This window comes from Maritimibacter sp. UBA3975 (genome assembly GCF_002384975.1).
Lineage (GTDB): Bacteria > Pseudomonadota > Alphaproteobacteria > Rhodobacterales > Rhodobacteraceae > Maritimibacter.
Genome location: NZ_DGCP01000009.1, coordinates 311,670 through 335,661, shown reverse-complemented (window position 1 = coordinate 335,661; position 23,992 = coordinate 311,670). Strand labels below are relative to the sequence as shown.

Below are 23,992 nucleotides of genomic sequence, written 5' to 3'. Positions count from 1 at the left end.
CTCACGTTTCATGGCACGACGCAAGAAGCTCTACGAGGGCAAGGCCAAGGTTCTTTATGAAGGCCCGGAACCCGGGACGCTCGTTCAGTACTTCAAGGACGATGCGACCGCCTTCAACGCACAGAAAAGGGACGTGATCGAAGGCAAGGGTGTGCTGAACAACCGGCTGTCCGAGTTCTTCATGACCGGCCTCACCGCGATCGGCGTGCCCAACCACTTCATCAAGCGGCTGAACATGCGTGAGCAGCTCATCCGGCAGGTGGAGATCGTGCCGCTCGAGATCATCGTGCGCAACTTTGCCGCAGGGTCGATGGCCAAGCGTCTCGGGCTCGAAGAGGGCATGGCACTGCCGCGTCCCATCGTGGAGTTCTCCTACAAGGACGACGCGCTCGGCGATCCGCTGGTGCCCGAGGAATACATCATCGCTTTCGGCTGGGCCACGCAGCAGGACCTCGACGACATCGTCGCGCTAGCCCTGCGGGTCAACGATTTCATGTCCGGCGTGATGCATGGCGTGGGCATCAAGCTCGTCGACTTCAAGATCGAGGTCGGGCGCGTCTGGGACAACGATTTCATGCGCCTCATCGTCGCCGACGAGATCAGCCCGGACAGTTGCCGGCTGTGGGACATGGACACCGGCCAGAAGCTCGACAAGGACGTGTTCCGCCAGGATCTCGGCAACCTGTCCGATGCCTATACCGAAGTGGCGCGGCGGCTGGGTGTTCTGCCCACCAACGTGACCCACGCGACCAAGCCGACGCTGATCAACTGAAAGGAGCCGCCGCGATGAAAGTGCGCGTTGACGTGATGCTGAAAAACGGTGTTCTCGACCCGCAGGGGGAGGCGGTGCGCCATGCGCTCGGCAGTCTCGGCTTCGACGGGGTCGATGGCGTGCGGCAGGGCAAGGTGATCGAGCTCGACGTGGCCGAGGGCACGACCGAGGACACGGTGCGCGACATGTGCGAGCGGCTTCTGGCCAACACGGTGATCGAGAGCTATCAGATCCACATGGGCTGACAACGCCCTGACGAAGAAAGATAAAAGCCGCTCCAACCGGGCGGCTTTTGTCTGTCAGGCGGGCGCGTCATCAATAGGGAATGTCAGGCGCGCGGCGGTTCCGGTCTCGTCCAGCCGGGGCTCCCACGATCCCGCGAGCTGGGCGACCGAGGCCTCGATCACGGCGAGACCGATGCCGCTGGTGTGCGAAATCGGGCCCATGCCCACCCCGTCGTCCGACAGTTCGATCACGACCGAGGCGTCGTTGCCGGCCTTTCCGGTGAAGCGCACCACGCCGGGGCGGTCGTTCGGGAAAGCGTGCTTGATCGAGTTCGACGCAAATTCGTTCAGGATCACCCCCACCGCCGAGGCTTGCTCCGCCGTCACCGCGCACCGCTCGAAATCCACCACGACCTGCACGTTCGGCGGGCTGGTGCCGTTCAGGATCGCGGCGACCTTCGAGGCGAAGTTGGCGAGGTCGACAACGTTCGTGGCCGACGTCCGGTACAGCTGCTCATGCAACGCGGCCACCATCTCCACCCGCGCCTGCACCTGTTTGAGCGCCTCGCGCACATTGGGTTCCGTGGCCTTGCGGGCCTGAATCCGCGTGAGGGCCGAGATCGACTGGAGCGAGTTCTTCACCCGATGGTCGATCTCCTTGCGCAGGGTCTCGGCCTGCGCGAGCGTCTGTTTCAGTTCGAGCTGCGCCGTCACCTGTCTTGCCAGAACGACAAGCGTCTCGCGTTGCAGGTCCGTGAGCTTCCGCGGCACTTTGTCCACCGCACAGAGCGCGCCGACCACATGGCCGCTCGACAGCCGGAGCGGTGCGCCGGCATAAAACCGGATGCCGTCCTCCTGGGTGACCAGCGGGTTACGCGCCGTGCGCAGATCCTGAGTCAGATCCTCGATCTCGATGAACTCTTCTTCCAGCACGACATAGGCACAGATAGAGCTTTCGAGGTTCGTCTCGCGCTCGTCGAAGCCCTGCGCGGACTTGAACCACTGCCGGTGGCGGTCCACGAGCGATACCATCGAGGCGGGCACTTCGCACATCCGGCAGACGAAAGCCGTGATATCATCGAATCCGGCTTCCGGATCGGTGTCGAGCACGTCGAGGGCCCGGAGAGCGGCAAGCCGGTCTTCATTTCGCGCCGGGACGGGCGGGAGAGGGGGGCGGTCGGGCATGAAGGGAGTGCGGTCCAATATCGTGTCGCGAATTAGGTTAGTGGCTTAATATGCATCTGACAAATGGTAAATGAGACTCTTGGTTCGAGCCCCTCGCTTGACCCCGCATGTCCCCGCGTCTAAAGCACGGCTCAAGCGCCACCGAGGGAGTTCCCCATGAAAGCCGCCGTCCTCGTTTTCCCCGGATCGAACTGCGACCGCGACATGGCCGTGGCTTTTGAGCGCGCCGGAGCGCAGGTCTCGATGGTCTGGCACAAGGACACGGCGCTCCCGTCGGACGTGGACATCGTGGGCGTGCCCGGCGGCTTTTCCTTCGGCGATTACCTGCGCTGCGGCGCCATCGCGGCCAAGTCGCCGATCTCGGCCTCGCTCAAGGCCCATGCGGACCGGGGCGGCTATGTGCTGGGTGTCTGCAACGGGTTTCAGGTGCTGACCGAGACCGGCCTCCTGCCGGGGGCGCTGATGCGGAACGCGAACCTCAAGTTCGTCTGCAAGGCCCTTGATTTGAAAGTGGAAACCTCGCAGTCGGATTTCACGAACGGCTACAACGCGGGCGACATCGTCACCATCCCCGTGGCGCATCATGACGGCAACTACTCGGTGGATGACGAAACGCTCTCGCGCTTGCGGGGCGAGGACCGGATCGCTTTCACCTATGCACAGAACCCCAATGGCTCGACCGCCGATATCGCTGGCGTGCTGTCGGAAAACCGCCGGGTGCTGGGCATGATGCCGCATCCCGAACGTGCGGTGGATGACGGTCACGGCGGCACCGACGGGGTGGCAATGTTCCGCTCGCTCGTGGCCTCTCTCGAAACCGCCTGACTTGAGCGTGCGCCCGCCGGGGCGTAAAACCGGTCCATGACGGATACGGACACCCACGGCGACGGGCATCGCCCGCCACGCTCGCCTGCCTTCGGCCTCGTGGGCCGGGTGCTGCTTGTCCTGTTCATCGCGGCGGCCATCGCGGTCGTCTGGGTGTCAAACACATGGCTCACCCAGCGCTATACCGAGAGCACGCGCTCGAAGGCGGAACTGCGCATCGCGCTCTACACCGGCAACCTGATATCCGAGCTTCAGCGCAACTCGGTCGTGCCGCTTCTTCTGTCGCGCGATCCGGCCTTCATCTCGGCGCTCAGTTCCGAGGATTTCGTGAATTCGTCGCAACGGCTGATTTCCTACCGGGACGAAATCGGGGCGCAGTCGCTGCTCCTGCTCGACCAGACCGGGCGGGCCGTGGCGGCGACGGATCGCGAGCGGCTGGGGTCAAACCACCGCTCGTCCCCGTATTTCGTCAACGCCTTGCGGTCCTCCGATACCGTCTTCACCACAGCCGAAACAGACCCCGGCGGCTTCGATTTCACTTATGCGCGCAAGATCCTGAACGGCGGCGAGCTGATCGGCGTGATCGTCGTTGTTGTGGACCTCGAGAAATTTGAGCAGAGCTGGGCCGGCATTTCCGATGCGGTTTATGTCACCGACAGCGAAGGCCGCGTGATCCTGACCACCGAGCCGCGCTGGCGGGGCCTTGCGGAGGCCGAGGCGATGGAAACGCTGCCGCCCCCTTCGGCCATCGAACGCGCGCTGGAGCGCACAGCGGAATGGGCCGCGCTGCCCTCCGAGGCCTTCTTCGCGGGCGACGACGTGATCCGTCAGACCGCGCGCATCCCGTTCCAGGGCTGGCAGATGACCAGCTTCACCACCTACGCCTCGGTGCGCGAACGAGTGAACGGTGTGCTCGCGCTCGAAATCATGGCCTTCGCCATCCTGCTGACCGCGGGGTTCTATGTCGTGAGCCGCCGGGCCACGACCGCGAGCCGGTTTTTCCAGCTCGAAAGCGCCGAACTGCGCCAGCTCAACACCGCGCTTCAACGCGAAGTGGCCGAGCGTCAGAAAGCCGAAAAGAACCTTCAGGTCGCCGAACAGACGCTGGCCCAGTCCTCGAAACTCGCCGCCCTCGGCGAAATGTCGGCGGCGGTGAGCCACGAACTCAATCAGCCGCTCGCGGCGATGAAAACTTACCTCGCCGGAGCCAAACTCCTGCTTCAACGGAAGCGGCCCGAGGAGGCGCTATCCTCCTTCCAGCGCATCGACGACCTGATCGAGCGGATGGGGCTCATCACCAAGCAGCTCAAATCCTATGCCCGAAAGGGCGGAGATGCCTTTCAGCCGATGGATGTGCGGACCTCGGTGTCGATGGCGCTCTCCATGATGGAGCCGCAGCTCAAACGCCGGCAGGTGCGCATCACCCGCAACGTGCCGCGCGAGCCGGTGATGATCATGGGCGACAACGTCCGGTTAGAGCAGGTGCTCATCAACCTCCTGCGCAATGCCATCGACGCGACCAAGTCCTCGGACGACCCGCAGGTGGACATTCTGCTCACAGGGGGGGAACAAGTTGTCATCTCCGTGCGTGATAACGGGCCGGGTGTCGAAGACCTCGATCAACTGTTCGAGCCGTTCTACACAACCAAGGCGCCCGGGGACGGGGTCGGACTGGGTCTGGCCATTTCCTCGGGCATCGTCAACGACTTCGGCGGGCGCCTCACAGCGCGAAATGGAACCGCCGGGGGGGCTGTATTCGAGGTGGAACTACCTATCTTGAAAGAAGCAACGACAAACAAAACGACGGGCGCAGAAGCCGCGGAATAAACGGCAAACGCCCGGCCGGACGGGATAGGTCCGGCTTTTTCAGGCCCGATAGGGGGGCCGGAGGGTACCAAGAAGAATGGCACAGGCAATGAAAATCGCGATCGTCGATGACGAACAGGATATGCGCCAGTCGATAAGCCAATGGCTCGCGCTCTCCGGGTTCGACACCGAAACTTATCCGTCGGCCGAAGAGGCCCTCAAGAGCGTCGGGACAGATTATCCCGGCGTTGTCATATCCGACATCCGGATGCCCGGCATGGACGGGATGCAGCTTTTGAAAAAGCTGATGAGCGTGGACAGTGCGCTCCCGGTCATCATGATCACCGGCCACGGCGACGTGCCGATGGCGGTGGAGGCGATGCGGGTCGGGGCCTATGACTTCCTCGAAAAACCGTTCAATCCGGACCGGATGACGGACCTCGCCAAGAAGGCCACGCAAAGCCGCCGCATGACGCTCGACAGCCGCATCCTGCGGCGCGAACTGGGCGACGGCACGACCATCATGAAAAAGCTCGTGGGGGCCTCGCCGCTCATGGAGCGGCTGCGCGAGGACATTCTCGACATAGGGCAGGCCGACGGCCATGTCCTCATCGACGGCGAGACGGGAACCGGCAAGACGCTGGTGGCCCATGCGCTCCATGCCGTAGGCGCCAAGGCCGGACGCCGCTTCGTCACCGTGCGCTGCGCCGGGCAGGACGAAGAGACGCTGTCACGCAAGCTTTTCGGCCCGATGGAAGAGGGCGGGCGACTGCCCCATGTCGAAGAAGCGCGCGGCGGGACGCTCGTGCTCGAGGATATCGAGGCGATGCCCGACAGTCTTCAGGCCAAGCTCCTGGGCTGGATCAACGATCAGGGAACCCCGCCCGAAACCCGCGTGGTCGCCGTGTCGAACATGCAGGAAGCGGGCAAGACCTGCGAGGATGCCCTGCGCCCGGACCTGTTCTATCGCCTCGCCACCATGACCATCACGCTGCCCCCGCTGCGCCAGCGCGGCGAGGATATCCTGATGCTGTTCACCCGCTTCGCAGACCAGTTCGCCGAGGAATACGGCTGTGCGGCCCCCAGCGTGACGGCGCAGGAGGCGGCACAACTGTTGCAGGCGCCGTGGCCGGGTAACATCCGCCAGCTCATCAACATCGCCGAGCGTGCTGTCCTGCAAAGCCGCCGCGGCACGGGCACCATCGCATCGCTCCTGATGAACGACCACGACGACGTGCAGCCGGTGGTGACGACCGAGGGCAAGCCGCTGAAAGAGTATGTGGAAGCCTTCGAACGGATGCTGATCGACAACACCATGCGCCGTCACAAGGGCTCGATCGTCGGCGTGATGGAGGAGCTGTCACTGCCGCGCCGCACGCTCAACGAGAAGATGGCGAAATACGGCTTGCAGCGGTCCGACTATCTGTAAGTGCGGCCCGGGTTCACGCCCGGGCAGCCCCCGGACCTGACTTCAACGCATGGGAAATGGCCGCGAGGCTGCGCCTAGCTGCCCTGACGGCGGGCGCGCCCGCCCTTGCGTTTGGCGAGCATCGGCGCGCGCTCGGGCAGCACCTCCATGACCTCTCGGCGTTCCATGTCGCTCATCCGGCTCCATCCCGCGATCTCCTGGATCGTGCGGTAGCACCCGATGCAGATGCGCATTTCCGGGTGGATCTGGCAGATCTTGTTGCAGGGCGACAGGGGTTCGTCGCGCATCCAGACGTCGTCAGTCACAGGTGCCTCATCCGGTCGAGTGCGCCTTGCAGGATATAGCCCGCCGCGACGTGGTCGATCACGCCGGAGCGCTTGGCGCGGGAGGTGTCGGCCTCCAGCAGCGCGCGCTCGGCGGCCACGGTGGACAGGCGCTCGTCCCAGTAACCGATGGGCAGATCCGTCAGGCGCGAGAGGTTGCGCGCGAAGGCGCGGGTTTTCTGGCAGCGCGGACCCTCGGTCCCGTCCATGTTGCGCGGCAGGCCGAGGATGAGCCCCGTAATGCCCCGCGCGGTCGTGAGCGCGAGGAGTGCTTCGGCATCCTGCGTGAACTTGCGCCGCCGGATGGTTTCAAGCGGTGTCGCGACCTGCCGCATCCCGTCAGACACGGCGACGCCGATGGTCTTTTCCCCGAAATCGAGTCCCGCAAGCGCGCCCGCCCCGGGAAGGGCGGAAGCGAAGTCTGCAATCTCGTCGTGAATCACTCGGCCACCCCTGCGTCGCGGGCGGCGGCGCGAATCTGTTCGAGGTCTTCGGGATGTTCGGCAAAGCGGGACTGCGCCTCGCTCCAGATCGCCTGCGCCCGCTCGGTGTCGCCAAGCACGCCCAAGGCACGCAAGAGGCGGGCCCAGTCGGATGCCGGGCCGCCTTCGGACGCCAGACGCTCGGACAGGCCGTCGACCATGCCCCGGATCATCTGTGCGCGGTCCTCCTCGGACATCTCCGCGGCGTTCTCCATGTCCTGGGCCGACGGGCCGCGCGGGGCGTCCTCGCCCTCGCGCGGGGTGTAGTTGACGCCTGCGGCGCGGGCGAGATCCCCGATCTGTGCCCGGATCGGCCCGATCCAGGGCGAGTCGGTGGGCGAGTTTTCGAGCAGCGTGCGCCACATCCGGAAGGCAAGGTCGGGGCGGCCTGTCTGCGCGAAGAGAAGCCCCGAGTAATAGCGCGCGACGCCGTTCTGCGGGTCGATGTTCAGGGCGCGGGTCAGGGCGGTCTCGGCCTCGGGCGAGACATAGCCTCCGGCAGCAAGGATCAGAAGCTCGGCAAGGTCGGCATAGTCCTGCGCCCCGACGTCATCCTCACCGCGTGCCTCGATGAGCCTCGACTGCGCACGGTGGGCCGCGCGGTAATTCTCCAGCGCGGCCTCATGGCGGGCGAGCAGGGCAAGCCCCTGAATGTCGCCCGGGCGGCGGGCCACGGCCGTGCGCAATTGTTCGACGAGGGTGACGTAGTCGGACGGCACATCGGCATTGGGCCCTTCCCACGCCGGCATTTCGGCTTCGGCGGCGGCCTGATCGGGGCGATTCTCGCGCGTTTCGGCGGCGAGCGATTTGCGGAGATCGAGGGGAAGGTCCGGATAGCCCGGCGCGCCGAGGTTGCTGTAGACATAGGCCCCGCCAAGCCCCAGCAAGACCGCGATGCCCGCCGTGGCCGCGATGCTGGCCGCACGCGGTGCGCGATGCGCCCCGTCCTGTGCCTGTGCGGCCCGGTCGGCCTCGAGCAGCCTGCGCGAGATTTCGACCCGCGTGCGTTCGGCCTCTTCCGGGGCCACCACGCCGCGGGCGAGGTCGCGATCCAATTCTTTCAACTGGTCGCGGTATATCTCCATGTCGAATTCGGCGCTGGCCCGCGCCGTGTTGCGCGCGGGCGAAAAGAGCGCGTAGCCCAGAACCATAACGATGAAGAGTGCGGCAAGCGCCGCCAGCATCCAGAACCCCATGGTCCCTCCCGAAAACTCTCCTTCATCTATCCGCTTGTGACGCCCGGCAAAACCCCCTGCGACATGAGGGCGCCGCCCACCCGCGACAAGTTGATGTCGCATTTGCGCCAACGGGTGCCGGTTGCCGCATTGGCAGCGCGAAGCGTGTTGGTATGTTGCGCCCGAACAAGCCTGCGGGGAGTCGCATGAAACGCTATTCAGCCTTTGCCATCGCCCGCGAGGCCCTGCGCTACCACACCGGGTGGGAACGCGCCTGGGGCAATCCGGAACCCAAGAAACGCTACGATGTCATCGTCGTTGGCGCGGGTGGGCACGGACTCGCGACAGCCTTTTACCTCGGCAAGAACTTCGGCATCACGAATGTCGCGGTGATCGAGAAGGGCTGGCTCGGTGGCGGCAACACGGGCCGCAACACGACGATCATCCGGTCGAATTACCTGCAGGACCCGTCTGCGGCGATCTATGAAAAGTCGCGCTCGCTGTATGAGACGATGAGCCAGGACCTGAACATGAACGTCATGTTCAGCCCGCGTGGCGTCATCATGCTGGCCCAGACCCATCATGAGGTGCGTGGTTATCAGCGCACGGCCCATGCCAATGCGTTGCAGGGGGTCGAGACGACGTTTATCGGGCCCGAGAAGGTCAAGGAACTCGTCCCGATCATCAACCTCGACGGGCCGCGTTATCCCGTTCTCGGCGGGCTTTGGCAGGCCCGTGCGGGCACGGCGCGTCACGATGCGGTGGCCTGGGGCTATGCCCGCGCCTGCACCGACATGGGCATGGACATCATCCAGAACTGCGCAGTGCAGGGGGTGGAGACCGAGGCCGGTCAGGTCAAGGCGGTGAACACCTCCAAGGGCCGGATCGAATGCGGCAAGCTCGCGCTGGTGGTGGCCGGGCATTCGTCCGATCTGGCCGAAATGGCTGGCTTCCGCCTCCCGGTCGAGAGCGTCGCGCTTCAGGCGCTCGTGTCCGAGCCGATCAAGCCCTGCATGGACGTGGTCGTGATGGCCAACACCGTCCACGGCTACATGAGCCAGTCCGACAAGGGCGAGATGGTCATCGGCGGCGGCACCGACGGGTTCAACAACTACACCCAGCGCGGCAGCTTCCACCATATCGAGGAAACCGTCCGCGCGCTGGTCGAGACGTTCCCCATGATCTCGCGCCTCAAGATGCTGCGCCAGTGGGGCGGGATCGTGGACATGACCGGCGACCGGTCTCCCCTTATCTCGAAAACACCCGTGGGCAACATCTTCGTGAACTGCGGCTGGGGCACCGGCGGGTTCAAGGCGATCCCCGGCTCCGGCTGGGCGATGGCCGAGCTTGTCGCCAAGGGCGAACCGGGTCCGCTGGCGGCCGATTTCGGTATGGAACGCTTCCGCGAAGGCCGGTTCATCGACGAAAGCGTCGCGGCGGGGGTGGCACACTGATGGCCGATCACCGTGACCGCAAACGCGGGGCGCTTGTGGAATTCATCCGGGAATTCCCGGTGGTTACCCTGCGCTCATCCGGGAACTCTCTCCTGTCGGGCGGCGTTGTCCGTCCAAGCTGTGATAGCACAGGAGCACACCAATGGCTGAACATACGAGCGATACGACCAGTACGACCGTCCAGTCGGACGGTGGCAACACTTGGCTCGCCATCATCGTCGGCATCCTTGTCGTCGTCGTGGCCATCATCGCGTGGTTCGTTTTCGGCGACGCGTCCGGCAACGCGAACGGCGGCATCGACGTCTCGATTGACCGTGGCTATGAACCGGAAAACTCCATCGGCGAAGCCGTGGGGTATTTCGAAGGCACTGTTGACGACAGCGCCGACGGCGTGGCCCGGTAACTCCCCTGAAACCCAAGACATGACCGGCCCCGCGCCCCGTGGCGCGTGGGCCGGTCTTTTGCGTGGCGCCCCCGCCACCCGAGACGGAGGCGCGACATGCTGATCCTCACCTGTCCTTATTGCGGCGTGGAGGCCGACGAGACCGAACTCGCCCCGGGTGGCGAGGCGCATCTCAAGCGTGAAACGGTCGGTGCCTCGGACGAAGCGTTCGAGGACTACCTGTTTCGTCGCGAGAACCCCAAGGGCGTGCATTTCGAACGCTGGCGCCATGCCTATGGCTGCGGCAAATGGTTCCTCGCGGCCCGCCACACCGTGACGCTCGAAGTCTACGGGACCTATCCGGCCCAGACGCCGGAACCGCCCAAGGACATCGTCGCCGCGATCAAGAAACGCCTGCCGGAATGGGAGGGTCGGGGATGAGCCATCGTCTCGACGGAAAGGGGCGGCTTATCGACCGTTCCAAGCAACTGCGCTTCACGTTCAACGGCAAGTCCATGACAGGCTATGAGGGCGACACGCTCGCCTCCGCGCTTCTGGGTGCCGGCCAGTCGGTCATGGGCCGCAGTTTCAAGTATCACCGCCCGCGCGGCGTCGTCGCCGCCGGGGTCGAAGAGCCCAACGCACTGATGAACCTGGGGCGGGGTGGCCGGTTCGAGCCGAACCAGCGCGCCACCACCACGCCGCTCTTCGACGGGCTGACCGCGACGAGCCAGAACCACTGGCCGTCGCTCGACTTCGACGTGGGCGCAGTCAACGACATGGCCGCGCGTTTCCTGCCCGCCGGGTTCTACTACAAGACCTTCATGTTCCCGCGTTTCGCGTGGAAGCACGTTTTCGAGCCGTTCATCCGCAAATCGGCGGGGCTGGGCCAGTCTCCGACCGAGCCGGATGCGGACCGCTATGAACACGCCTATCACCACACCGATGTCCTCGTGATCGGCGGGGGAGTCGCGGGCCTTACCGCGGCCCGTGCTGCGGGCGCCGGCGGAGCCAAGGTCATGGTGCTGGAGCAGACCGCCCACTGGGGCGGGCGCGCGCCCGTGGACGGCGGCGAGATCGACGGGACCGACCCGGAAACATGGGTGAACTCTGCCGTTGAAGGGCTTGAAAACGCTCAGAACGTCACGCTACGGCCCAATTGCATGGGCGCCGGTGTCTATGACCACGGTTATGTGCTGGGCTATGAGCGTGTGGCCGAAACGACCCCCGGCGACGGACGCCCGCGCCACCGCCTGTGGCGCATCCGCGCGAAACAGATCGTGACCGCCACCGGCGCGATCGAGCGGCCGTTGTCCTTTCCGGGCAACGACGTGCCGGGCGTCATGCTCGCCTCGGCCGTGCGCGACTATGTCGTGAACTGGGGCGTGGCCCCCGGCAAGCGCACGGTGATCGTGACCAACAACGACGACGCCTACCTGACCGCGCTCGCGCTGAAGGCCGCGAAACTCGAGGTGCCCGCCATCATCGACGTGCGCCCGACGCTCATGGGGCCACTGGCCGAAAAGGCGCGCAAGGCGGGCATAAGGCTCATGTCGGGCAAGGCGCTTGTCGGTGTGAAGGGAAAGAAGGGCGTGACCGCCGTGATGGTCTCCGACCTCGAAGGCAAGGCCTCCCCGGAAGCCATCGACTGCGATTGCGTCGCCATGTCCGGCGGCTGGTCGCCCGTCGTCCACCTGTGGTCGCACTGTGGCGGCAAACTCACCTGGGACGATCATGAGGCGATATTCAAGCCCGACCCGACACGCCCGCCGCTGGGCGCGGACGGGCAGGCCTTCGTCGCGACCGCGGGCAACGCCTCTGGCGCGATGGGTCTGGCCGAGGCGCTGGCCGACGGACACGAAGTCGGGCGTCAGGCGGCCAAGGCCGCGGGCGGCACGCTGACCCGAAAAGCCGCGCCGAAGGCCGCCGAGACCGAACGGCAGCCGATCAAGCAGGTCTGGATCATGCCGACGTCGGCGGGTCCCGACAAGCGCATGAAGATGTGGCTCGACTACCAGAACGACGTGAAGGTGTCAGACGTCCAGCTCGCCGCGCAGGAGGGCTACCAGAGCGTCGAACACGCCAAGCGCTACACCACGCTCGGCATGGCGACGGATCAGGGGAAACTGAGTAACATCAACGGCCTCGCCGTTCTTTCTGATGCACTGGGTCAACCCATCCCGCAGACCGGCACGACCACATTCCGCCCGCCCTATACACCGATCAGCATGGGCGCCATCGCGGGCGAAGCGCGGGGGCCCCTGTTCCAACCGATCCGTCGCACCCCGATGCATGCGCTGCACGAAACCGCAGGCGCGGTGTGGGAGCCGGTGGGCCACTGGCGCCGTCCGTTCTGCTTCGCGCGCACCGGCGAGAGTGACCACGAGGCGGTGAACCGAGAGATCGTGAACACACGCGAGAATGTCGGCATGCTCGACGCCTCGACGCTGGGCAAGATCCTCGTCACCGGGCCGGATGCGGGCAAGTTCCTCGACATGCTCTACACCAACATGATGTCGACGCTGCCGGTGGGCAAATGCCGCTATGGCCTGATGTGTTCGGAAAACGGGTTCCTGTCGGATGACGGCGTCGTGGCCCGGATCGACGAGCAGACCTGGCTCTGCCACACCACGACCGGCGGCGCGGACCGCATCCACGGACACATGGAGGACTGGCTCCAGTGCGAATGGTGGGATTGGAAGGTCTACACCGCGAACCTGACCGAGCAATACGCGCAGGTCGCCGTGGCTGGTCCGAAAGCACGGAAAGTGCTGGAGGCTCTGGGCGGCATGGACGTCTCGAAAGAGGCGATGCCCTTCATGACATGGCACGACGGCACGCTCGCCGATATCCCGGCGCGGGTCTTCCGCATCAGCTTCACCGGCGAACTCAGCTACGAGATCGCGGTGCCCGCCAACCGTGGCGCGGAACTGTGGGAGAAGGTGCGCGAAGCGGGGGCCGAACACGGCATCCAACCCTACGGGACCGAGGCGATGCACATCATGCGCGCCGAAAAGGGCTTCATCATGATCGGGGACGAAACCGACGGCACCGTGATCCCGCAGGATCTTGGCCTGCACTGGGCGATCTCGAAGAAGAAAGAGGACTATCTGGGCAAGCGCGCGCAGGAACGGTCTTTCATGGCCAGCCCGGACCGCTGGCAGCTCGTGGGTCTCCAGACCCTCGACGGCTCGGTCATCCCGGACGGGGCCTATGCGGTGGGCGAGGGGCGAAACGCCAATGGCCAGCGCAACACCATCGGCCGCGTGACCTCGACCTACTACTCGCCGACCATCAGGAAGGGGATCGCGATGGGCCTGATTCACGAGGGACCGCAGCGGATGGGCGAGGTGGTCGACTTCGCGACCCTCGACGGCACCGGCACGGTCATCAAGGCGAAGATCGTCGACACCTGTTTCTACGACAAGGAAGGAGCCAAGGCCGATGTCTAAGGCTGTCTCCGCGCTGAACGGCGCCACCGTCACGGGCTTCGCCCGCGTCACCGATACGGGCTGTCGCGGCATGATCACGCTGCGTGGCGCGCCCGAAGTGCTCACGCGGGTGGCGACCGCGATCGGCCTGCCGACCCCCGATACGCTCCATATGGCGACGAAAGAGGGGCTGGCCGTGGGCTGGATGTCGCCCGACGAACTGCTGGTTCTGTGTCCTTACGAGGATGCGCCGGCACTGGCCGAAACGGCACGCGGGGCTGCGGGCAAGGATCACGCGCTGGTCGCTGTCGTGTCGGACGCGCGCGCCGTGATCCGGGTCGAGGGCGAGAAGGCCGACGAGGTTCTGCGCAAGCTCACGCCCGCCAACCTCGACGCTTTCGAGCCCGGGATGATCCGGCGCACACGCCTTGCCCAGGCCGCGGGGGCGTTCTGGAAACCCGATGCGAATGGGTTCGAGGTCATGTGTTTCCGCAGCGAAGCCGAGTACGTCTTCGGCCTGTTGGAAAACGCGGCCCAGAAGGGTGCCGAACTGGGCCTCTGATCCGTACGAATGGGGTGACATACGGGCGCGGACGATGTTTCGCGCCCGCCGGTTTTGCGAAACGCGACGGCGACGCGTGCGGTTCCCTGCACAGCTCTCGTGCGCGAAATTATCCGCCGCAAACGGGAAATCCGCCCCCGCGCCCCTTGACTGTGTTCGTGGCGGGGGCCCATCTAAGGCCCAACGCACACCAGAAGAACAGGGGGATATCCCAATGGCATTCGAACTTCCCGACCTTCCGTACGCCCACGACGCGCTGGCCGATCTTGGCATGTCGAAGGAGACGATGGAGTATCACCACGACATCCACCACAAGGCCTATGTCGACAACGGCAACAAGGCGATTGCCGGCACCGAGTGGGAAGGCAAGTCCGTCGACGAGATCATCAAGGGCACCTATGACGCGAACGCCGTCGCCCAGTCGGGGATCTTCAACAACGCCTCGCAATACTGGAACCACAACCAGTTCTGGGAAATGATGGGTCCGGGCGAGAAAAAGATGCCGGGCGAGCTGGAAAAAGCGCTCACCGAAGCCTTCGGCTCGGTCGACAAGTTCAAGGAAGACTTCTCCGCCGCCGGCGCCGGACAGTTCGGCTCGGGCTGGGCCTGGCTGGTGAAAGACACCGACGGGTCGCTCAAGGTGACCAAGACCGAGAACGGCGTGAACCCGCTCTGCTTCGGTCAGACCGCGCTTCTGGGCTGCGACGTGTGGGAGCACTCTTACTACATCGACTTCCGCAACAAGCGTCCGGCCTACCTCACGAACTTCCTCGACAACCTCGTGAACTGGGAAAACGTCGCCTCGCGCATGTGATCCCTGACCCAAGAGTTGCTGAACGGTGGCCGCCCCAAGGGGCGGCCGCTTTTTTTTGTGGGTTTGGTCTGCACAGGCGCAGACCAAACCTCCCGGTCGGGGCTTTGGGCCCACCAAAGCAAGCTCTGGAACAGGGCGCGCGCGCGAGGCGTTTTGGGGGAAAGGCGAAAGGAGGCTCACATGGCTGAACGCAAACGCTCCAAGGACGGACATAGCGAGACTGAAGAGATCCTCGGCGGCAAGCCCGAAAAGCTGGACGAGACCGCGCAGGAAGGGGCCAAGGGCGGCAACCTTCAGCGAAAAGTCGGCACGAGGGACGAGGAGAAGCGGGTGGATGAGACCTCCGCCGGCAACACCCGCCCGCTGGGTGGCGACGAGGACGGGTCGGGTGACAAGGAAAAGGTCTGACCCGACCCGTATACGGAACCGAGGCCCCGCCAGTGAGCGGGGCCTTTTTCTGTCAGTCCGGGTGAATGTCGCGCGGCGTGCAGCCCGCCTCCAGAATGACCGCCGTCCAGTTGATGTCCGCCGTAAGGCCGAGGTTCGCGAGCCATGCCTCCTGCGCGCGGTAGGCGCCCTCTTCCTGCGCGGCGGGACAGTAGAAGTGGTGCGGGGCCTGCCGGTGGTGGACCAGTTCATGAAGCAGCACGGCCATGTCTTGAGGGTCTTCTGCCGACCACGGCTGCACGAGATAGATCGTCCCGGTCTCCCCATCATAAAGCCCGCGCGTGTCGCCGTGACCGCGTCCCGGCAGACCGCCGATGAGGTTCGCGTCCCGCGGCATGATCAGTTCGACGCGGGGCGCGGACCCGCGCCGGGGCCAGGGGACATGGGTATCGAGCCAGTCCTCGAGCATCCCGACGAGGGGCGCCCCCACGACATCTGACCGCGTGAGCGCCGCCGGGTGGACGTCTTCGGCTGACACGGGCGTCAGCGGGGCGATCAGACACAGGGAGAGAGTCGCCAGCCAGCGGCCGACGCGGGGCAGGTAAGACATTGGGATGTCTCCGTCTTTGGATGGATTTGGTTTTGAGCCTGATTTGATGCTAAAATCTGAAGGCACCGACCGCAAAAGACGGTTTTTCACCTGCGGATGAACGGGATTCACGCGCAATGGGACGCAAGCTTCCACCCTTCGCCGCGGTGCGCGCCTTCGAGGCCGCCGCCCGGCTCATGAGTTTCAAGGATGCCGCCGATGAGCTGTGCCTGTCACCCTCGGCGGTCAGCCATCAGGTGCGCGCGCTGGAGGAGTTCCTCGACACCCGGTTGTTCGAACGGCGCGGCAACGCCATGCACCTGACGTTCACGGGCGAGACCTATGCGGGCCGCCTCGCTGGTTTGCTGGACGGGATCGATGGCGCGACGCGCGAAGCCCGGGCCGGGGCGCAGCCCGAGGTATTGCGTGTGCTCTGCACGCCGGGCTTCGCGGCGCGCTGGATGGTGCCGCGCATGGGCGGCTTCGCCCATGCCGACCGGCTGCGGCTGCGCGTCTCGGTCGGGGCGCCTTCCACCGATTTCGCGACGAATGACGCCGATGTGGTGATTCACTGGGCCGACGCGCCGGTGCCCGGTGTGATGGTCGAACCCCTGATGTCGTCGGCGCGCTATCCGGTCGTGCGTCCGGACATCAAGGCGCGGCTGGGGATCGAAACGCCTGCGGACCTCTGCCGCGCGACGCTCATGCATGACGAGACGATGGATATGTGGGCCGAGTGGTTCGAACTGGCGGGGCATTTGCCCCCGCAGATGCCCGCAGGCCCGGAATTTCCGAACTGCGAGCTGGCGACCACGGCGGCAGAGCAGGGCGGAGGCGTCGCGCTCGCCTATGACATGATGGTGCGTGACACGGTGGCCTCGGGGCGTCTCTTGCGGCTCTTCGATACCGTCACGATGCCTTTCGTCATCTATTCCTTCGCCTGTGATGAGGCGCGCGCAGAGGAGCCGTTGATCGCGGCCTTCCGCACTTGGCTGCACGCAGAAGTGGCGGAGGACGCGCGGCCCCGCACCGTGGTCAGCGCCGCCGAATAAGACGGAACTCCGCCAGAGCGCAGAGCGTTTCCCTTTCGATATGACACCGAAAAGGAGCCCCGCGTGACACAGATCGAAAATGGCACTTGGGTGCTGGTCGCTGACAGCGAAAAGGCCCTGTTTCTCGAGAACGTTGCGGATGGAGAAAACCCGCATCTCATCGTGACCCGCGAGGAAGAGCAGGAAAACCCCTCAGACCACGAACAATCGGCAAACCGCCCCGGCCGGATGAACGACACCGGCGTTCAGCAACGCTCGTCGCTGGACGATACCGACTGGCACGAACTGGCGAAGGAACGCTTCGCATCCGACCTTGCCGACATCCTGTACAAAAAGGCGCACAAGGGCGCGTTCGACAAGATCGTCATCGCCTGTCCGCCGCAGCTTCTGGGTGATCTGCGCCACGAACTGCACAAGGAAGTGGAAAGCCGCGTCGTCGGCGAGGTGAAGAAGCTTCTCACCAACCATCCGCTCGATGAGATGGAAAAGATACTCAAGGAAGAACTCGAAGCGGCCTGACCCGCGCATCAGGCGGCCACCCTTTGGGTGGTCGCCATTCCGGGCGCTTGACCCCGTGCCGAGGGTCTGTCACGTCGCACGCCTCGGGCATTTATTGGGACGAACGACGTGAGCTATACGGTCAAGGGACTTCTGGCGATGATCGGCGCTTGCGTGATCTGGGGCCTGTCGTCGATCTACTACAAAACCCTGTCCCACGTCCCACCGCTTGAGGTCCTGTCCCACCGCACGCTCTGGTCGATGGTGTTCTTCGGCCTTCTGCTCGCATTTCGCGGTCGACTGAACGAAGTGGTGCGGCTCATCGGCAGCCGTCAGGTGCTGTTGGTGGCGCTCGCGGCTGTGATGATTTCGACCAACTGGTTTTTCTTCATCTTCTCGGTGCAGACCGGGCGCGCGCTCGGGGCCTCGCTTGGCTACTACATCTTCCCGCTCGTCGCGGTGCTGCTGGGCGTTGTGATCTTTCGCGAACGCCTCGGCCCGGTTCGGGGACTCGCGGTCGCCATCGCGGCCGTCGCTGTCCTCATCCTGACCCTGGGACTCGGGGCCGCGCCGTGGATTTCCCTCACCCTCGCAGGCACCTTCGGCTTTTACGGTGTCGCGAAGAAAGGCGTCGTGGCCGGGCCCGTGGCCAGCGTCACGGCAGAAGTGGTGCTGCTCGCCCCGCTTGCGATCCTCTGGCTCGTCGGGGTCCATGCGTTGGGATGGGAGGGGATCGTGGGCCGCAACCTTGGCGCGTTCGGGACCAACTGGCACGACACGCTGCTTTTGGCCTTTTCCGGTGTTCTGACCGGCACGCCGCTGATCCTGTTTTCCTACGCCGCCAAGCGGTTGGGCTACGGGCTCGTGGGATTGCTGCAATACATCAACCCCACGCTGCAATTCCTTGTGGCGACGTTTCTTTTCCTAGAACCGGTCACGCGCTGGCACCTGATCGCTCTGCCGCTGATCTGGCTGGCGCTCGCGCTCTATTCCTTCGTGACGCTGCGCGAGGAAAGGGCCGCGTCCAGGGTCCGCGCGAGGGACGCGACGTCGGCCGCGACGCTGACGTAATCGAGCAGCGAGGCATCGGCGAAGCCCTGTTCGATGACGTGGCGCATCAGGCCCGTGAGCGGGTCCCAGTAGCCGGCGGTGTTGAGCAGGATCACGGGCTTGTCGTGAAGACCAAGCTGACGCCATGTGAGCACCTCGAAGAACTCGTCGAGCGACCCGGCCCCGCCCGGAAGCACCACGACGGCATCCGAATTCATGAACATCACCTTCTTGCGCTCGTGCATGTTCTCGGTGACCACGAAACTCGTGAGGTCGCGCTTGCCGACCTCGAGGTCGAGCAGGTGGGTCGGGATCACCCCGAAGGTCCGGCCTCCGGCCTCCTGCGCCGCCTGCGCCACCGCGCCCATCAGCCCGACATCGCCCGCACCATAGACCAACTGCCAGTTCCGGTCGGCCAGAAGCGCCCCCACGGCGCGCGCGTCAGTCTCGAAGGCCGGATCCGCGCCGAAACGTGAGCCGCAGAAGACACAGACAGAGGCATGAGGGGCGGACATGGGTTAGCCTTTCGGGAAAGTGTTTTGACCCGTGATAGACCGGTTGATAAGGTCGCTCAAGCTCTGGGGAAACGGGGCGTTCGGGGGACGGCGAAAGGGTAAGAATGGGCAGCTTGCTGAAAGGTTGGCTGGGATGGGCCTTGGGCGCGTCCGCAGCCGGCGTTGCCGTGGTGGCGGGTTACGTCGCCACGATGGACGATCCCGCGCCGCAGGATGTTTCGTCGACCCAAACACCGGCCGAGCCGGAAACGCCACCGGTCGGGTCCGAGGCGCCGGCGCAGACGCCAAGCGCACCCGAGATCACGGATGTGGCTTTGGGCGATGACGGCACGACCGTGTCCGCCACCGCTGACCCCAATACCACCGTGCAGGCGCTCGTCGACGACAAGGTCGTGGGCGAAGCCATGACCGACGAGGCGGGCGAGGTCACGATGCTCCTCGACCTGCCGCGCTCCGCCGATCCGCGCGAGCTGCGCCTCGCCGCGCTGCCCGAAGGTGGCGGCGATCCGGTCTATTCCGTCACCTCGACGCTCCCGCCGTCCGCCATCGCGCCGTCCGAGGAGGCGACCGACGAGGCGCCCTCCGACGCGCCGGACGTGGCCGAAACGCCTGACGCTGGGCCCGACAGTCCTGCGCCGCCGGTCTTCGGCAACATCCGCTTTCCCGCCAAGGGCACCGCCGTCGTGGCAGGGCAGGCAGATCCGGGCGCTGACGTCGTCATCTTCCTCGACGGTCAGGAGGTGGCCACAGCGACCGCCAACTCCTCAGGCGATTTCGCCGCTCTCTTCGACCTCGCCCTCTCCGGCGTGCCGCGCGTCGTGCGCATGGCGATCCGCCCGCCTGAGGGCGCGCTCGTCTATGCCGAGGACAGCCGCATCGTAGAGCCGCGCGAAGCGCCCGTGCAGGTCGCCGAAGCGCCGGTGGACGCGCCCGAAACACCGGACGCCGCAGCCGTGACCGAGGCGCCGACGGAAACCCCTGATGACGAGCCGCTGGCGCTGGCCGATGCCTCGGACGCGATTGCGCCGGATCAGCCAGAAAGCCCCGTGACCGTCGGGCAGCTGCCCGAAGCGCCCGCAGAGGATACCGGCGCACCGGAGGCCACAAGCGCCCTCGCGCCCGAGACGGTGCCGAACGCCTCCGAGACCCCGGTGAGGGACGCCGCGCCCGAGATGGCGGCGGCCGAGGGTGAAGACACGTCCGGCCAGACCGACCCGGCGCCAGCCACGGACGACACGACCGAGATGGCCGCACTTTCGCCCGAACCCGCCTCGCCCGAGCCGACCACGCCGGACACCACACAGCCGGAGGCGTCCGCGCAGGAGATGCAACCCGACCCGGAACCCGAGGTCGCAGATACACCGCCGGCAGACCCCGCGCCGGATCAGGCTGCCTCAACGCCAGAGAGCGCCGACGACGCCCCCGCAGCGACGCCGGAGGCTGACGACGCCGAAGTGGCCGCAACGACGACCCCGGACGCCGACCTCCCGCCGCGCGTCCTGCGCGCCGACAGGGACGGGATTCGCGTGATCGAAGAAGTGCGCCCGGCCGACATGCCCGACCTGTCGCTCGACGCCATCGCCTATGACGATGCGGGCGAGGTGACGATTTCCGGCCGGGGCGAGGGCGGTCAGCAGGTGCGCCTCTACCTCGACAACACCGCCGTGGGCGAGGCCACCGTCGGCCCCGACGGGCAGTGGCGCCTGACTCTGCCCGACAGCGTGGCGCCCGGTATCTACACCATGCGCGTGGACGAGATCGGCCCGGACGGCGGCGTGACCGCACGGGTGGAGTCGCCTTTCAAACGCGAAGACCCCGAAATGCTCATGGCCGCCCTTGGTCAGGACACACCGGACACGACGCCCGCCGGGGCAGCGGAAACTCCGCCTTCCGATATGGCCGACACGGCCCCGACGTCTGCGCCCGCCACCACTGACGCGCCGGTGGACAGCACGCCCCCAGACGCGCCGGACGCGCCGCAAACCGCCGACGCCCCGCCTGCGGACGCTGCCACACCGCCGCCGGACGCGGATGAGACGCCGCTCGCTGGCACGCCCGAGACGCCGGACCCCGACACCGCGGCAACCGACATGACCGGAGCCGCAGACCAACCGCAGGTGGACAGCTCCGCGCCGGCCGTGCAGGCCGCCGCCGCCCCACCGGCCGCGCCGGAGGCGGAGCCGATGATCTCGGCCATCACCGTGCAGCCCGGCTCGACCCTCTGGGCGATCTCGCGGGAGCGCTACGGTGACGGCCTGCTGTATGTGCAGGTGTTCCAGGCCAACCGCGACAAGATCCGCGACCCGGACCTGATCTATCCCGGCCAGGTCTTCAACCTCCCCGAAAACGTGGAGTGAGGCTGGCCTTTTCCCCGACGAGACCCTAGGTGAAAGGCTCTGACGGGAAGGGACAGGCATGAGACGACCGGGCAGCGGCAAGAGATCTGTAAGCGAAGCACGGCTCGACGGGACGCAGGCGGGCAGCGGCCTGCGCACGATCAAGCGGGTGTCGCCCTATCTCTGGCCCAAGGACAACCGCGAGGCGCGCATCCGCGTCGTCGTCGCGATGGCGCTCCTGATCGGGGCCAAGCTCATCGCCGTCGTCACGCCGTTTTTCTACAAGGCCGCCGTCGACGGGCTCACCGGCGAAACCGGCACCAATGCCGCCTGGCTGCTGGCCATCGGCGCGATCGGTCTCACGGTCGCCTATGGCGTGGCGCGGTTCCTGTCGGTCGGGTTTCAGCAGCTGCGCGACGGGGTCTTCGCCAAGGTGGCGCAAGGCGCGCTCCGGTCGATGGCGCTTGAGACGTTCCAGCACATCCACGCCATGTCGCTGCGCTATCACATCACGCGCAAGACGGGTGGGCTGAGCCGGATCATGGAGCGGGGGGTGAAGGGCGTGGAGTTCCTCCTGCGGTTCCTGCTGTTCAACATCATCCCGCTCTTCATCGAACTGGCGCTGGTCTGCGGGATCTTCTTTTTCGCCTTCGACGTCTGGTATCTGGCCGCCGTGGTGGCGACCATCGCCGTCTATATCCGCTTCACCTTCGCCGTGACCGAATGGCGCGTGAAGCTGCGCAAGCAGATGAACGATCAGGATACGGATGCGAACCAGAAGGCCATCGACAGCCTTCTGAACTTCGAAACCGTCAAGTATTTCGGTGCCGAGAAACGCGAGGCGCGGCGCTACGACAGCGCGATGGAAGGATACGAGGGCGCGGCGATCAAGACGTCGCAGTCGCTGGCTTTCCTCAACGCGGGCCAGAGCTTCATCATCACCGGCGGGCTCGTGGCCGTGATGGTGATGGCGGCCATCGGCGTGCAGAACGGCTCTCTGACCACTGGCGACTTCGTCATGGTCAACGCCTACATGATCCAGATCACCATGCCCCTCAACTTCCTCGGCAGCGTGTACCGTGAGATCCGGCAGGCGCTCGTCGACATGGCCGAAATGTTCGACCTGCTCGAACAGCCCACCGAAGTGGCCGACAAGCCCGGCGCGCCTGCGCTCGAGATGAAGGGTGGCCGGGTCGAACTGGATGCGGTGGAATTCGGCTATGACCCGGAGCGCCCGATCCTGCACGGCGTGACGATCACGGCGGCGGCTGGCGAGACGGTGGCCATCGTCGGCCCCTCCGGTTCGGGCAAATCGACCATCGGGCGGCTTCTGTTCCGGTTCTACGACGTGACCGGCGGCGCGATCCGCATCGACGGGCAGGACCTGCGCGATGTCACGCAGGAAAGCGTCCACGACGCCATCGGTGTGGTGCCGCAAGACACGGTGCTGTTCAACGACTCGATCCGCTACAACATCGCCTACGGCAAGGACGGCGCCTCCTACGCCGAGATCGAGGCGGCGGCCAAGGCGGCAAGGATCCATGATTTCGTGATGAGCCTCCCCGAAGGCTACGACACGCAGGTGGGCGAACGGGGGCTCAAGCTGTCGGGTGGCGAGAAGCAGCGCGTGGGCATCGCGCGCACGATCCTCAAGAACCCGCCGATCCTGCTTCTGGACGAGGCGACCTCGGCGCTCGACACCGAGACCGAACGCGACATCCAGCACTCGCTCAAGGAAATGGGCCAGGGGCGCACGGTCATTACCATCGCGCACCGGCTGTCCACCATTGCGGATGCGGACCGGATCGTGGTGCTTCAGGACGGGCAGGTGGTCGAAGAAGGCGGCCACGACGCGCTCCTGCTCACCGGCGGCAAATACGCCTCCATGTGGGCGCGCCAGCTTGCCGAGGAAGAAGACGAAGCCGCCTGACGGCAGACGTTTCCAAACGGAGCGCGGGCAAGCCCGCGCACAGGATGAGCACCGCCCTGCGCAAGGCGCAGGTCGGCGGGGTGAGGGGCGCTGCCCCCGAAGTATCTCAGAAGCGAAGAAGAGGGGGCGCTATTCGGCGGCCTTGATGTCGGGGCCTTGCCTGGGTGCGGGCTGCGCGTCGTCCTCGTCCGGCGCGGTCTCTACGCTGTCGGCGTCGATCCCGTCTCCGGCCGAGCGGCGGGCGGTGAGGAGGTAGTCGAGCTCGTCCGCAGTGGGCGTCTCGTCCCCGTCATCTTCCTCGATCGCCGGCGCGTCGAAGTCCCATACGAACTCGTCAACCTTGGTCTTTCTCGCCTGTTTCTGAAGCGCGAGGTCGCGCGCGGTGCGCGAGCCGCGTCCCCAGGTCATGGACTTGAGGCCCGCGAAGCTGCGGTAGGCGCCGACGCCCACCCAGACACGCAGCGCCAGCATGGAGGGCGTGAAGACCAGCGTGAGGATCGTCGCGATCCCGAGGCCGAAGACCACGGCGGTCGCGAGCTGGACCCACCACAGCGCGGTCGGCGCGTTGACCGAGTAGCCGCCGTTGATGAAGTCGAACGAAAGGCCGAACATCATGGGCGCGAGGCCGGCCATCGTGGTGATCGTGGTCAGCAACACCGGGCGGATGCGGCTTTCGGCCGTGCGGGTGATCGCCTCGATGCGCGGCATGTAGCGCGCGTATTCCTGGTAGGTGTCGATCAACACGATGTTGTTGTTCACCACGATCCCGGC

Annotated in this window: 24 protein-coding genes; 17 read left to right on the top strand and 7 right to left on the bottom strand. The window is 65.7% G+C overall.

Features of this window, described 5'->3' with window-relative positions; genetic code table 11:
* Nucleotides 1-10 precede the first annotated feature (10 nt).
* Both purC and purS read left to right on the top strand, forming a co-directional pair.
* The gene (gene purC, locus B2585_RS06615) at nucleotides 11-772 is read left to right on the top strand and encodes a phosphoribosylaminoimidazolesuccinocarboxamide synthase (protein ID WP_292021261.1); all 762 of its coding nucleotides are present in this window, start codon (nucleotides 11-13) and stop codon (nucleotides 770-772) included.
* Between the two features lie 14 nt (nucleotides 773-786).
* Nucleotides 787-1,017: a phosphoribosylformylglycinamidine synthase subunit PurS gene (purS, locus tag B2585_RS06610; protein WP_292021259.1), complete on the top strand. Its 231-nt coding sequence runs from the start codon at nucleotides 787-789 to the stop codon at nucleotides 1,015-1,017.
* 54 nt (nucleotides 1,018-1,071) lie between these two features.
* Here the strand turns inward: purS and B2585_RS06605 are convergent, their stop codons facing one another.
* Nucleotides 1,072-2,181 (bottom strand): sensor histidine kinase, encoded by a 1,110-nt coding sequence (locus tag B2585_RS06605; protein WP_292021257.1) that lies wholly within the window; start codon nucleotides 2,179-2,181, stop codon nucleotides 1,072-1,074.
* 156 nt (nucleotides 2,182-2,337) lie between these two features.
* Here B2585_RS06605 and purQ point away from each other — a divergent pair, with 156 nt between their 5' ends.
* The 3 genes from purQ (at nucleotide 2,338) to B2585_RS06590 (ending at nucleotide 6,241) form a co-directional block, all read left to right on the top strand.
* Nucleotides 2,338-3,006, top strand: a complete 669-nt coding sequence (gene purQ / locus B2585_RS06600; protein WP_292021255.1) for a phosphoribosylformylglycinamidine synthase subunit PurQ — start codon at nucleotides 2,338-2,340, stop codon at nucleotides 3,004-3,006.
* 36 nt (nucleotides 3,007-3,042) lie between these two features.
* Entirely contained in the window at nucleotides 3,043-4,833 is a 1,791-nt protein-coding gene (locus tag B2585_RS06595) for a sensor histidine kinase (RefSeq protein WP_292021253.1), read from the top strand.
* 76 nt (nucleotides 4,834-4,909) lie between these two features.
* Nucleotides 4,910-6,241: a sigma-54-dependent transcriptional regulator gene (locus B2585_RS06590; RefSeq protein WP_292021251.1), complete on the top strand. Its 1,332-nt coding sequence runs from the start codon at nucleotides 4,910-4,912 to the stop codon at nucleotides 6,239-6,241.
* A gap of 74 nt (nucleotides 6,242-6,315) precedes the next feature.
* On the opposite strand, the gene B2585_RS06585 is transcribed toward B2585_RS06590, so the two are convergent.
* The 3 genes from B2585_RS06585 to ccmI are packed head-to-tail and all read right to left on the bottom strand — an operon-like array spanning nucleotide 6,316 to nucleotide 8,242.
* Nucleotides 6,316-6,546, bottom strand: coding sequence for a DUF1289 domain-containing protein (locus tag B2585_RS06585; protein ID WP_292021248.1), 231 nt, complete (start codon nucleotides 6,544-6,546; stop codon nucleotides 6,316-6,318).
* A complete protein-coding gene (ruvX, locus tag B2585_RS06580) occupies nucleotides 6,543-7,007 on the bottom strand; it encodes a Holliday junction resolvase RuvX (protein ID WP_292021246.1) in 465 nt (154 codons plus the stop codon). The genes B2585_RS06585 and ruvX overlap by 4 nt, the downstream gene beginning before the upstream one ends.
* On the bottom strand, nucleotides 7,004-8,242 hold the full coding sequence (gene ccmI / locus B2585_RS06575) for a c-type cytochrome biogenesis protein CcmI (RefSeq protein ID WP_292021243.1): 1,239 nt from the start codon (nucleotides 8,240-8,242) through the stop codon (nucleotides 7,004-7,006). The genes ruvX and ccmI overlap by 4 nt, the downstream gene beginning before the upstream one ends.
* A gap of 185 nt (nucleotides 8,243-8,427) precedes the next feature.
* Here ccmI and B2585_RS06570 point away from each other — a divergent pair, with 185 nt between their 5' ends.
* The 7 genes from B2585_RS06570 to B2585_RS06540 all read left to right on the top strand — a co-directional run bounded on the left by B2585_RS06570 (nucleotide 8,428) and on the right by B2585_RS06540 (nucleotide 15,272).
* Nucleotides 8,428-9,675 (top strand): sarcosine oxidase subunit beta family protein, encoded by a 1,248-nt coding sequence (locus tag B2585_RS06570; protein WP_292021241.1) that lies wholly within the window; start codon nucleotides 8,428-8,430, stop codon nucleotides 9,673-9,675.
* A 142-nt stretch (nucleotides 9,676-9,817) separates the two neighbouring features.
* Nucleotides 9,818-10,078, top strand: coding sequence for a hypothetical protein (locus B2585_RS06565; RefSeq protein ID WP_292021239.1), 261 nt, complete (start codon nucleotides 9,818-9,820; stop codon nucleotides 10,076-10,078).
* 96 nt (nucleotides 10,079-10,174) lie between these two features.
* The gene (locus B2585_RS06560; RefSeq protein WP_292021237.1) at nucleotides 10,175-10,498 is read left to right on the top strand and encodes a sarcosine oxidase subunit delta; all 324 of its coding nucleotides are present in this window, start codon (nucleotides 10,175-10,177) and stop codon (nucleotides 10,496-10,498) included.
* Nucleotides 10,495-13,509 carry a sarcosine oxidase subunit alpha family protein gene (locus B2585_RS06555; protein ID WP_292021235.1) on the top strand — a complete coding sequence of 1,005 codons (3,015 nt, stop codon included), beginning with the start codon at nucleotides 10,495-10,497 and terminating at the stop codon, nucleotides 13,507-13,509. Before B2585_RS06560 ends, B2585_RS06555 begins: the two co-directional genes overlap by 4 nt.
* The gene (locus B2585_RS06550; protein ID WP_292021233.1) at nucleotides 13,502-14,050 is read left to right on the top strand and encodes a sarcosine oxidase subunit gamma; all 549 of its coding nucleotides are present in this window, start codon (nucleotides 13,502-13,504) and stop codon (nucleotides 14,048-14,050) included. The genes B2585_RS06555 and B2585_RS06550 overlap by 8 nt, the downstream gene beginning before the upstream one ends.
* Before the next feature lie 214 nt (nucleotides 14,051-14,264).
* Nucleotides 14,265-14,864, top strand: a complete 600-nt coding sequence (locus tag B2585_RS06545; protein ID WP_292021230.1) for a superoxide dismutase — start codon at nucleotides 14,265-14,267, stop codon at nucleotides 14,862-14,864.
* Between the two features lie 180 nt (nucleotides 14,865-15,044).
* A complete protein-coding gene (locus B2585_RS06540) occupies nucleotides 15,045-15,272 on the top strand; it encodes a hypothetical protein (RefSeq protein ID WP_292021228.1) in 228 nt (75 codons plus the stop codon).
* Nucleotides 15,273-15,324: 52 nt separating this feature from the next.
* Here B2585_RS06540 and B2585_RS06535 read toward each other — a convergent pair whose 3' ends face one another.
* Complete coding sequence (locus tag B2585_RS06535) at nucleotides 15,325-15,861, bottom strand: DUF6647 family protein (protein ID WP_292021225.1); 537 nt, start codon at nucleotides 15,859-15,861, stop codon at nucleotides 15,325-15,327.
* Between the two features lie 116 nt (nucleotides 15,862-15,977).
* Between B2585_RS06535 and B2585_RS06530 the strand changes: the two genes are divergently transcribed.
* The 3 genes from B2585_RS06530 to rarD all read left to right on the top strand — a co-directional run bounded on the left by B2585_RS06530 (nucleotide 15,978) and on the right by rarD (nucleotide 18,461).
* Nucleotides 15,978-16,892, top strand: coding sequence for a LysR substrate-binding domain-containing protein (locus B2585_RS06530; protein ID WP_292021223.1), 915 nt, complete (start codon nucleotides 15,978-15,980; stop codon nucleotides 16,890-16,892).
* 63 nt (nucleotides 16,893-16,955) lie between these two features.
* Nucleotides 16,956-17,411: a host attachment family protein gene (locus B2585_RS06525; protein ID WP_292021222.1), complete on the top strand. Its 456-nt coding sequence runs from the start codon at nucleotides 16,956-16,958 to the stop codon at nucleotides 17,409-17,411.
* 108 nt (nucleotides 17,412-17,519) lie between these two features.
* Nucleotides 17,520-18,461: an EamA family transporter RarD gene (gene rarD, locus B2585_RS06520; protein WP_292021220.1), complete on the top strand. Its 942-nt coding sequence runs from the start codon at nucleotides 17,520-17,522 to the stop codon at nucleotides 18,459-18,461.
* On the opposite strand, the gene B2585_RS06515 is transcribed toward rarD, so the two are convergent.
* A complete protein-coding gene (locus B2585_RS06515) occupies nucleotides 18,377-18,955 on the bottom strand; it encodes a TIGR00730 family Rossman fold protein (RefSeq protein ID WP_292021218.1) in 579 nt (192 codons plus the stop codon). The two genes, rarD and B2585_RS06515, sit on opposite strands and share 85 nt — an antisense overlap.
* Before the next feature lie 104 nt (nucleotides 18,956-19,059).
* Between B2585_RS06515 and B2585_RS06510 the strand changes: the two genes are divergently transcribed.
* Entirely contained in the window at nucleotides 19,060-21,312 is a 2,253-nt protein-coding gene (locus tag B2585_RS06510; protein ID WP_292021216.1) for a LysM peptidoglycan-binding domain-containing protein, read from the top strand.
* 58 nt (nucleotides 21,313-21,370) lie between these two features.
* Nucleotides 21,371-23,221, top strand: a complete 1,851-nt coding sequence (locus B2585_RS06505; RefSeq protein WP_292021214.1) for an ABCB family ABC transporter ATP-binding protein/permease — start codon at nucleotides 21,371-21,373, stop codon at nucleotides 23,219-23,221.
* Between the two features lie 129 nt (nucleotides 23,222-23,350).
* Here B2585_RS06505 and B2585_RS06500 read toward each other — a convergent pair.
* A partial coding sequence (locus B2585_RS06500) for an efflux RND transporter permease subunit (protein ID WP_292021212.1) occupies nucleotides 23,351-23,992 on the bottom strand: 642 nt, incomplete at its 5' end.

What these genes read in the sequence shown, in the direction of transcription:
- B2585_RS06545 (WP_292021230.1), top strand. Translation starts at nt 14,265, where the DNA reads ATGGCATTCGAACTTCCCGACCTTCCGTACGCCCACGACGCGCTGGCC.
- B2585_RS06555 (WP_292021235.1), top strand. Translation starts at nt 10,495, where the DNA reads ATGAGCCATCGTCTCGACGGAAAGGGGCGGCTTATCGACCGTTCCAAG.
- B2585_RS06565 (WP_292021239.1), top strand. Translation starts at nt 9,818, where the DNA reads ATGGCTGAACATACGAGCGATACGACCAGTACGACCGTCCAGTCGGAC.
- B2585_RS06590 (WP_292021251.1), top strand. Translation starts at nt 4,910, where the DNA reads ATGGCACAGGCAATGAAAATCGCGATCGTCGATGACGAACAGGATATG.
- B2585_RS06510 (WP_292021216.1), top strand. Translation starts at nt 19,060, where the DNA reads ATGGGCAGCTTGCTGAAAGGTTGGCTGGGATGGGCCTTGGGCGCGTCC.
- purC (WP_292021261.1), top strand. Translation starts at nt 11, where the DNA reads ATGGCACGACGCAAGAAGCTCTACGAGGGCAAGGCCAAGGTTCTTTAT.
- B2585_RS06605 (WP_292021257.1), bottom strand. Translation starts at nt 2,181, where the DNA reads ATGCCCGACCGCCCCCCTCTCCCGCCCGTCCCGGCGCGAAATGAAGAC.
- B2585_RS06540 (WP_292021228.1), top strand. Translation starts at nt 15,045, where the DNA reads ATGGCTGAACGCAAACGCTCCAAGGACGGACATAGCGAGACTGAAGAG.
- B2585_RS06530 (WP_292021223.1), top strand. Translation starts at nt 15,978, where the DNA reads ATGGGACGCAAGCTTCCACCCTTCGCCGCGGTGCGCGCCTTCGAGGCC.
- B2585_RS06570 (WP_292021241.1), top strand. Translation starts at nt 8,428, where the DNA reads ATGAAACGCTATTCAGCCTTTGCCATCGCCCGCGAGGCCCTGCGCTAC.
- B2585_RS06535 (WP_292021225.1), bottom strand. Translation starts at nt 15,861, where the DNA reads ATGTCTTACCTGCCCCGCGTCGGCCGCTGGCTGGCGACTCTCTCCCTG.
- purQ (WP_292021255.1), top strand. Translation starts at nt 2,338, where the DNA reads ATGAAAGCCGCCGTCCTCGTTTTCCCCGGATCGAACTGCGACCGCGAC.
- B2585_RS06550 (WP_292021233.1), top strand. Translation starts at nt 13,502, where the DNA reads ATGTCTAAGGCTGTCTCCGCGCTGAACGGCGCCACCGTCACGGGCTTC.
- B2585_RS06505 (WP_292021214.1), top strand. Translation starts at nt 21,371, where the DNA reads ATGAGACGACCGGGCAGCGGCAAGAGATCTGTAAGCGAAGCACGGCTC.
- B2585_RS06515 (WP_292021218.1), bottom strand. Translation starts at nt 18,955, where the DNA reads ATGTCCGCCCCTCATGCCTCTGTCTGTGTCTTCTGCGGCTCACGTTTC.
- B2585_RS06595 (WP_292021253.1), top strand. Translation starts at nt 3,043, where the DNA reads ATGACGGATACGGACACCCACGGCGACGGGCATCGCCCGCCACGCTCG.
- purS (WP_292021259.1), top strand. Translation starts at nt 787, where the DNA reads ATGAAAGTGCGCGTTGACGTGATGCTGAAAAACGGTGTTCTCGACCCG.
- ccmI (WP_292021243.1), bottom strand. Translation starts at nt 8,242, where the DNA reads ATGGGGTTCTGGATGCTGGCGGCGCTTGCCGCACTCTTCATCGTTATG.
- B2585_RS06560 (WP_292021237.1), top strand. Translation starts at nt 10,175, where the DNA reads ATGCTGATCCTCACCTGTCCTTATTGCGGCGTGGAGGCCGACGAGACC.